We start from the raw sequence: 7,637 nt of genomic DNA on the forward strand, positions 1-7,637 counted from the left end.
CCGGGTGAAGGGGCCCTCTCTGATGGGTACGTGTGTGACCCAAAAAATATTGTAAACCGATCAACAAATTCTATGCAGGAGAGGCAAATTGACAATTCAAATAGGGAAATGCGTCAAACAGTTTGCAAACCGGATTGTAAAGTGACTGCACACACTCTAAATGCAGAGAACAAACAGAGGTGCGGAATTACCCCCCTCTCCCCGACATCCTCGATCACCGGGACTTTGAGCGTTCGTCCGTGATTCTTGGGAGCTGCACCCTCTGCGGTGATGGGGCGGCAGTCTACCACTCGAAGAGTCAGCGGGCGAGCATCTGCGAATCCTGTTATGCCCGGCTCGTCCGGGAGGCGAACCGGGACGCAGGAGTGCGGTGAAAAAGGGCCTGATTACCGGGTGCCACCCTTCCCTGAACTGTTCCTGCATCCCATGCCGCAGGACAATTCTGCCGGTATGGCCACGGTTCCGGAACCGGTAGCACTCAGTCCACCCCTTTGTCCCTTCTTGTTCCCGCATGGTATCACCCGGCGACACACTCCATAGTGTTGCAAAACCAACTGTTGCGTGTGCAACAGTTATATCATACAAACCCTAACATCTCATCTGATCTCCATGCCGCAGAACATTTCCCCTCTTGATCCCATCCCGGACGACATACCGCTTGCAGGACTTATTTCAATCATCTACCGCATGCGCAACATCTATACGGATGCACAGAAGATCGCGCCGGGCCTGACAGCAGGACAGATCCCTTTTATCATGCAGATCTCCCGTGAACCGGGCACCACACAGGACAACCTTGCGGCCCACTCCATCTATGATAAGGGAACCGTCGCCCGGGCCGCCAGGAAACTGGAGGAAAGCGGCCTTTTGACCCGAATCCCCGACCCGGACAACCGGCGGAAACTGCGCCTCTTTCTGACCCCTGAAGGGGAGGCCATTGTCCCCTGGGTTTTAGCCATCGACAGGGAATGGGAGGACATTCTCCTTTCCGGCATCTCTGAAGATGACCGCCGGAACCTCTATCAAATTCTTCACCGGATGGCCGTGCGAAGTCGTGATACCGTCCGGAAAGGCGGGGATGACGGCAATGAACACCCGTGAGGACTGCTGACTGTTCTCATCCTGCCCCTCTTCCGTGATTTCTATGCAACTATCAGTTTCTTTTTGGTAGCGTATTGGCCCGTTGAACGGCGCAATCTTCGAAAAACCACAGACAACAAGAAAGACACACATGACGATGACACATTCCGCTGACAACAAAAAACACGAAACCACACCAGATAAAAACAGAGCAAGACTCGCACTTCTCATTCTCGCCTCCATGATGACGATGATGGGGGCCTCAGCGGTTGCCCCGTCGCTTCCGGGCATCAGCGCCGCCTTCTCCGGGTATCCCGAAAGCATGGTTACGATGATCGTGACCCTCCCGTCACTGGCGATTGTCCTGACCGGGTGGTGCATCGGGCTCATCTGCGACCGCGTGGGGAAGACACGGCTCCTGATGGTATCTCTGGCGCTCTTCGCCCTCTTCGGGTCGTCCGGTGCATACCTCAGTTCCCTGGAGATGATCCTTCTCGGCAGGGCGTTCCTGGGCGTTGCAATAGCAGGGATCATGACGACCACGACGGCACTGATATCAACGTATTATACCGGCCGGGAAAGGGCCAGGGCCATCGGCTACCAGTCAGCGGGGATGGGTCTGGGAGCGCTTGTTCTGGAAGTCTCCGGCGGATACCTCGCATCCATTGACTGGAGGGCGACTTTTGTCATCTACCTCATTGCCCTGCTCTTCATTCCCGGCATATTTCTGACCATGAAGGAGCCGGAACAAAGGACAAAGGATTCCGGAGAGACAGGTGCCCACTTTGAAAATGAGCCCGCACACATTCCCGTCGGTCAGATTGGACTGATCTTAACAGGCCTCTTCGGCGTAATGCTCATGTTCTATATGGTGCCGACAAAACTTCCGTATCTCCTGCAGGATGCAGGGATCACCTCGACCTTACTCTATGGGGTTCTGCTCGGTGTACCCGGATTCGTTCAGGTGTTCAGCGCCCTTTCGAGCGGCCGGCTCAACACCATATTCAGCAAAGGGGCACTCGTATCATCCGGCTTCTTTTTTATGGCAGCAGGGTCTCTTGTCATCGCAGGCGTTTCAGAACTGACATTTCTGGTCGGCGGTCTGGTACTGACCGGAATTGGTATGGGGCTGGTCATTACCATGCTCATTGGCTGGCTCAGTGAAGTGACGCCTCCCCACCGATACGGCATTGTATTCGGGCTGTATTCGGTCTTTTTCTTCATGGGACAGTTTGTATCCGGGTTTGTCGCACAGCCCCTGATTGATATGAGCGGGAGCTACCACACCGTCTTCGTCTTCAATGGAATCGTCGGTATTGTGCTGGCCATGGCCTTTGTGTGCTGCGGAGTCTGGGAGAACATGCAAAAGAGAACCGGAAGGCACCACACAGATTCCTGAGTGCATGAATGGGGGACCGCACCGTCAATCCCTAATCCCCGTACGGCTGGAAAAGAGTTGGGTGCTCACCGTTACCCGATGCGGAACCGCCCGGCTCTTGTAGGATTTGTCCCTTTGCAGCGGGAACGCGATTGACGGCATGCAGAATTATCCCTGACCACCGGGCATTCCGGCGATCATCGGTCTCCCTCGACCACTGCACGCTCTGTAACAACGGCCCGGCTCTTTATCACCCGGACGCACAGTGGGCGGGTATCTGTGAAACATGTTATGCCCGCCTTGTCCGGGAGGCGAACCGGGACAAAGGGGTGATATGAAGGGTGGAGAATATCAAAACATCACCTTTTCTGTACAAAAAAGCAGGCAGAGTGTCCATGCAGCCGTGCCCTGCCTGCTTTCACAATAGTGAATGAGTGAGAGAATGATCCCGGAGAGTGTCAGGTCCACTTTACTTACAGTGAATCACCCGTGATAGTGTCAAGTCCACTTTACATACAGCGGTTCACCCCTGATAGTGTCAGGTCTGTTTTACATAGATATGACCATCCGGAAGGGTATCACATGTAATCTACGAAGACGCAATCCTCTCTGAAGGTGTCAGGTTTACTTTACATCGATGAAAATTATTCCATCTATGTCAAGTAGAGTTGACACTCTCGCAAGAATATATAGCCAGACATCGTAATATGATACAACGACCTGTTGGGGAAGAAATGATGAAAACAAACAGATCCGGACATTTCCGGAGAATGCCGGAAGGATATAATGCATTCATTCCAAAACCACTGCCACCTGATGATTTAGACCTCGATGAGGATCTTCTCCTTTTACTGTCCAAAGCTGACAGAGCACTTGCAAAACTGGATGGTGTTACTGAGGTGCTCCCCAATCCGGATCTCTTTGTTGCAATGTACATTAAAAAAGAGGCACTTCTGAGTTCCCAGATTGAAGGAACACAGGCATCTCTCCGTGGTGTTCTTGAATTTGAAGCTGATATGAAACCGAAAGAGGACATTAACGAAATCCGTGAGGTGGTAAATTATATTCAGGCAATGGGACATGGAATGGAAAAACTTACCTTTGCTCCGTTTTCTCTTGATCTTCTGAATGAAATCCATCGATTTCTGATCAAAGGTACACGCGGAAGTGCCCGGTACCCCGGAAATATCAGAACTGAGCAGAACTGGATCGGTGTTCACGGAACAACAATCTATGATGCCATATTTGTTCCTCCCCCGCCGGAACAATTGCCTGCAATTCTGGAAGGTCTCATGGATTTTGTTACCCGGAAGGACAAAATTCCTTCTCTCGTGAAAGTTGCGCTCATTCATGCACAGTTTGAGACAATACATCCATATTATGACGGAAACGGGAGAATGGGGAGATTGCTCATTACCTTTTATCTCTATTATCAGGGTATTCTTTCCCGGCCACTGCTCTACCTGAGTTTTTACCTCAGGAAGAACCAGCAGGAATATTATGAGATTCTGAATTCCGTGAGGTTTGAGGGAAACTGGGAGATATGGATTGAATTTTTCTTAAAAGGAGTAATTGAGACGTCTGAAAGTTCAATCGAGACAGCCAGAAAGATCATCTCCCTCCAGAATGATTTAAAGAACAGGCTTGTCGAACATTCTATCGGAGGGGTTGCATCCCTCAGGTTTATTGACTTCATCTTTGGCAACCCGATTGTCTCATCGTCTCAGGTCGCACAAGAGCTTTCTGTCAGCAGACAGACAGCAACAAGTATGTTAAAAAAATTTGAGGATGCAGGAATTATCACTGAAATTACCGGTCAGAAGCGATTCAAAAAATATGTTTTTGATGAATATCTGAGGATCATTCAGGAAGGTATCAGCACATAGGGATTATCCCCTCCTATTCTGTTGAATCGGGGCCCCGGATCAATCCTGCGTCCCTGTTTTCGACAAATATTTCATATTTTTTTACCGGGCCTGGTGAACAGCATGTTGATCTCTCTCTCTCTCTCCAGCACAACTGATCAAATTCATCCACTTCATTATCAGTAAACTCCGTATTCTCGATATATCCGGAGTCTTTCTCTGGCCGTTGAAAAGGGATCGAACCGACGACGCAGAGCCAGCCTGAAAGTTTTGTGGATGAGAATTCTGAGGAAAAATAGATTGATCCCAGCCAGAACAAGGTGATTCAGACCACCGATACCTGCAAAAGGGAGCCGGTTAAAATCAGTCGTACGATAACCGGGTCTTTTCGTCGGTGACTGTCGGTGCGATCAGTTCCTTCCATAACGCGGAATCCCAGGTGCCGAGACCCGTGTGCGTCCGGTAATAATTCTCAGGGATGGGATGCGTCCCCACAACTACTTCAAGACAGTACTTCTCTCTGATGAACTCTGTGAAATATTTTATACGCGGACAGGGAGGGTAGCCCACAACCATTCCGGTGGCCAGATGAACCACTTCTGCGCCGTTCTTCTTCATCTCCTGCGGCACATACTCGATATTCCCTCCGGGGCATCCGTTACAGGTTGCAAAACCGACCAGCTCCACATCCATTCCCATATACCTCTCAAAGGCGCCTTCACGGTTGTGAAGAGCTCTCATGCACTTGCCTCCGGCACAGGTCCGGTAGCGGTCACAGATTATAACACCTATTCTGACAGTATCATTCATTCTCCATCCCTCTCAATGTATCCGTTCACAAATTATTGTTCAAAGCCTTCGTAAAGTGTTGTCCGCTGCTGGAGTGTCCGGCCGATATCTTCAGCTATTCTCTTCATCTCAGAAGGATCAAGATACTCTGTATCCTTTGCTCCTGCTTTTTTCGATATGTTCTCTTCGAACATCGTACCGCCAAGATCGTTTCCACCCGCCAGAAGGGCAAGCTGTGCCATCTTTGTCCCGTACTTTACCCACGATACCTGAATATTGTCGATATTATCGAGATAAAGCCTTGAAACTGCTATCATAAGGAGATCTTCACGCCCTGTCGCTCCTGCCTTTGCTATGCCGTTCAGGTAGATGGGGGTGTTGTAATGAATAAATGAAAGTGGTACAAATTCTGTAAATCCCATCGTGTCATCCTGAATGTCCCTTAATATTTTAAGATGTGAAACACGGTCTTTTGGATCGTCAATATGACCATACATAATTGTAGCTGTAGTCCGGATGTCCAGATCATGGGCTTCTCTGATTATCCGTTCCCACGTGGATGTATCAATTTTATCCGGGCAGATAATCTCCCGGATGTCATCAACAAGGATTTCAGCGGCAGTCCCGCAGAGTGATCCCAGACCTGCGTCCTTCATCAGTTCAAGCATATCGCGGCTTGACATGTCGCTCTCTGCCGCTCCATACGCAACCTCCATCGGATTGCTGGCATGAATATGGATATCAGGTCCGGCCTTATGCATCCATGCGATAATATCAATATATGACTGTGCTGTAAATTCCGGGTGCAGACCGCTTACCGTGCAGATTTCTGTCACCTTCCGGGACTTTGCTTCCGCCACCTTTTCTTCTATTCCTTTTCGGTCTAAATAAAAAAGGTCGTCATCTCCCGATTTCCTCGAAAAACCACAGAAACCACAGGAATTGACACAATTATTTGTGACGTTAATGTTCTGGTTTCTGACATAAGTGATGGTGTCACCTGTTTTTTGTTCCCTCATCTGATCAGCTGCCGCTGCAATATCCCAGACCTCACGCCCCCGGGTATTCAACAGCATAAGTGCCTCGGCCTCGTTTAAACGATGCCCCCCGAGGACATCTTCAAGAAGTTTTCTGATTTTCAAATTAATGCCCCTGCTGGATTTTTGAAGCTGATGTCAGGTTTCGTTATGATGGTGTTTCACCTATAATCATAAGAAGATTACCCAGGGCGCATTGTTTTTCAACATCTTCTGATATTTCCGAAGGTTTTCCCTCATTCGGGAAGAACTGTTTTGGATCTGATCTTGAGAAGTCTGTGGAGAAGGCCCGGCCAGCTATCATTCAGACGCACAGCGGGTGAGTATATGCGAAGGATGTATGCACGGCTGGTCAGGGAACGGAACCGGGGCGAAGGGGGGGTGAGGAAAATGGCCGTTAAAAAAAGGTCTCCTGTTTTTCACTGGGACCGCAGCCAGTCCCAGGCTTCCGACAGCTGATTATTTTTGAAAAACCTGATCTCTATACCCGTGATAGTGGCATAGACCCTGAAAAGCCAGCTTGTGAATTCGTGCCAGTTCTCATCGACCAGAACAGCCATCCGTTCGACTGACCTGAATTTCGGCCAGTTCATGAAGTCATCCCAGGCTCCGTGAGCTGTCCAGCCTTCGAAATTTTTCATCTGGAAAAGGAGGCGGATTTTTTCCTGGGTTTTGATCGCTTCTTCCACCGGAGGGAGGAGTCCCTGCCGGTAGTCTTCATCGGTTAGTTGTCCATCGATCAGAAAACCGATGACCCCGTCGGAACTATCGGGTAGTAGTGTTATCATGCGTGGCAATGGTGATTGCTGGCATATATATATTTGCCCGGTATGTGCCCCCCGGACTCCTGACAGTCACACCAGATGATCGCAAAAAAAAATTATTGGAACGGTTCAAATTCAATCTCACTGACGACTGCCCGGAGAATTTGGGGCTCGTTTTGTCGAGTGGATTTGGATAAACCCCATTCACTGCTATACCTGTCCCCGGATGCGGGTGTCTTCTGTTTCGGCGTCCGCATATTTACTGATTTAAACCCTTCCCGTTCCATACGCCGTATGTCTCCGGACTCAGGTTTGCCCCATCCCCAGAACGTCTTATTGATCCCCCGTACTTTAAACAACGGCGTCAGTCCGGACTGGCAGATGATCGTGACGTTCATATTCTTTTCATTGGTTATTCCGAAACCGGCATCCATATTCGCCAGGGATAATTGGGGGACCTGCATCTTTGCTTTTAACCCGATAGCCGCATCCTTCCCCTGTGAGATTAAGATCGTTGCAGAAGCGGCCACCACCAGGTCACTGATCACCACCCAGTCATCCTTCCACTCCCCGTGTTCATGTGCATCCAGAATCGTCTGGTCGAGGCTACTGACATCCGCAATCAACTGGTGTTCCGTGCCTGTTGCTTCAAACACCACCCCTGCACTGCTTCCGAACTTTACAACGATACCGGCATCGGCCACATCGAGACTGAACTGCGGGA

10 protein-coding genes are annotated in these 7,637 nt (G+C 49.8%); 5 read left to right on the forward strand and 5 right to left on the reverse strand.

The features are described from left to right. Nucleotides 1-179 precede the first annotated feature (179 nt). The 5 genes from MKMG_RS09830 (at nucleotide 180) to MKMG_RS09850 (ending at nucleotide 4,344) form a co-directional block, all read left to right on the forward strand. Nucleotides 180-374, forward strand: a complete 195-nt coding sequence (locus tag MKMG_RS09830; RefSeq protein ID WP_165077646.1) for a hypothetical protein — start codon at nucleotides 180-182, stop codon at nucleotides 372-374. A gap of 235 nt (nucleotides 375-609) precedes the next feature. Beyond that, entirely contained in the window at nucleotides 610-1,101 is a 492-nt protein-coding gene (locus MKMG_RS09835) for a MarR family winged helix-turn-helix transcriptional regulator (protein WP_165077647.1), read from the forward strand. A gap of 136 nt (nucleotides 1,102-1,237) precedes the next feature. After that, a complete protein-coding gene (locus MKMG_RS09840; protein ID WP_165077648.1) occupies nucleotides 1,238-2,479 on the forward strand; it encodes an MFS transporter in 1,242 nt (413 codons plus the stop codon). 131 nt (nucleotides 2,480-2,610) lie between these two features. Beyond that, the gene (locus tag MKMG_RS09845; RefSeq protein ID WP_165077650.1) at nucleotides 2,611-2,796 is read left to right on the forward strand and encodes a hypothetical protein; all 186 of its coding nucleotides are present in this window, start codon (nucleotides 2,611-2,613) and stop codon (nucleotides 2,794-2,796) included. 396 nt (nucleotides 2,797-3,192) lie between these two features. Beyond that, complete coding sequence (locus MKMG_RS09850; protein WP_254059163.1) at nucleotides 3,193-4,344, forward strand: Fic family protein; 1,152 nt, start codon at nucleotides 3,193-3,195, stop codon at nucleotides 4,342-4,344. Nucleotides 4,345-4,686: 342 nt separating this feature from the next. Here the strand turns inward: MKMG_RS09850 and MKMG_RS09855 are convergent, their stop codons facing one another. The 5 genes from MKMG_RS09855 to MKMG_RS09875 all read right to left on the reverse strand — a co-directional run. Then, the gene (locus MKMG_RS09855) at nucleotides 4,687-5,133 is read right to left on the reverse strand and encodes a CGGC domain-containing protein (RefSeq protein ID WP_165077651.1); all 447 of its coding nucleotides are present in this window, start codon (nucleotides 5,131-5,133) and stop codon (nucleotides 4,687-4,689) included. 32 nt (nucleotides 5,134-5,165) lie between these two features. Continuing rightward, on the reverse strand, nucleotides 5,166-6,260 hold the full coding sequence (gene cofH, locus MKMG_RS09860) for a 5-amino-6-(D-ribitylamino)uracil--L-tyrosine 4-hydroxyphenyl transferase CofH (RefSeq protein WP_165077659.1): 1,095 nt from the start codon (nucleotides 6,258-6,260) through the stop codon (nucleotides 5,166-5,168). Nucleotides 6,261-6,297: 37 nt separating this feature from the next. Beyond that, the gene (locus tag MKMG_RS09865; RefSeq protein WP_165077652.1) at nucleotides 6,298-6,453 is read right to left on the reverse strand and encodes a hypothetical protein; all 156 of its coding nucleotides are present in this window, start codon (nucleotides 6,451-6,453) and stop codon (nucleotides 6,298-6,300) included. 115 nt (nucleotides 6,454-6,568) lie between these two features. Beyond that, the gene (locus MKMG_RS09870; protein WP_165077654.1) at nucleotides 6,569-6,937 is read right to left on the reverse strand and encodes an STAS/SEC14 domain-containing protein; all 369 of its coding nucleotides are present in this window, start codon (nucleotides 6,935-6,937) and stop codon (nucleotides 6,569-6,571) included. Nucleotides 6,938-7,029: 92 nt separating this feature from the next. Further along, a partial coding sequence (locus tag MKMG_RS09875; RefSeq protein WP_165077655.1) for a hypothetical protein occupies nucleotides 7,030-7,637 on the reverse strand: 608 nt, incomplete at its 5' end.

This window comes from Methanogenium sp. MK-MG (assembly GCF_009914725.1).
Classification (GTDB): domain Archaea; phylum Halobacteriota; class Methanomicrobia; order Methanomicrobiales; family Methanomicrobiaceae; genus Methanogenium.

Bases quoted from the DNA above. Each gene is read 5' to 3' on its own strand.
- MKMG_RS09870 (WP_165077654.1), bottom strand. From the start codon at position 6,937: ATGATAACACTACTACCCGATAGTTCCGACGGGGTCATCGGTTTTCTG.
- MKMG_RS09865 (WP_165077652.1), bottom strand. From the start codon at position 6,453: ATGATAGCTGGCCGGGCCTTCTCCACAGACTTCTCAAGATCAGATCCA.
- MKMG_RS09855 (WP_165077651.1), bottom strand. From the start codon at position 5,133: ATGAATGATACTGTCAGAATAGGTGTTATAATCTGTGACCGCTACCGG.
- MKMG_RS09850 (WP_254059163.1), top strand. From the start codon at position 3,193: ATGATGAAAACAAACAGATCCGGACATTTCCGGAGAATGCCGGAAGGA.
- MKMG_RS09840 (WP_165077648.1), top strand. From the start codon at position 1,238: ATGACACATTCCGCTGACAACAAAAAACACGAAACCACACCAGATAAA.
- MKMG_RS09835 (WP_165077647.1), top strand. From the start codon at position 610: ATGCCGCAGAACATTTCCCCTCTTGATCCCATCCCGGACGACATACCG.